This window comes from Affinundibacterium seohonense (genome assembly GCF_014284305.1).
Taxonomy (GTDB): Bacteria; Pseudomonadota; Gammaproteobacteria; order Burkholderiales; family Burkholderiaceae_D; genus Undibacterium; species Undibacterium seohonense.
In genome coordinates this window covers 1-216 of the sequence record NZ_JACOFW010000161.1, presented here as the reverse complement: position 1 = coordinate 216, position 216 = coordinate 1, and the positions used below count along the sequence as shown (strand labels likewise).

Here is a 216-nt window from a genome sequence, read left to right as displayed (position 1 = left end):
CGGAATCGACGACACTGTCGTTGATTGTGGCGACGGTGACCGTGAAGCTGGAAACACCGGCTGGAACGATCAGGCTGCCACCAACTAAAGTCACGCCATTGCTAAATGTGGCTGTGCTGTTGTAATCAGCACCGGCTGTTGCTGTACCGCCGCCTAAGTCGTAAGCGTAAGTTGAGGCGACTGTCGTTGTTGCTGACAGAGACACGGTGTAGACCA

Annotated in this window: 1 protein-coding gene; it reads right to left on the bottom strand. The window is 54.6% G+C overall.

The features are described 5' to 3' along the window. Nucleotides 1-216, bottom strand: a 216-nt coding sequence (locus H8K52_RS21000; RefSeq protein WP_186924834.1) for a hypothetical protein, incomplete at both ends; no start/stop codon positions are given.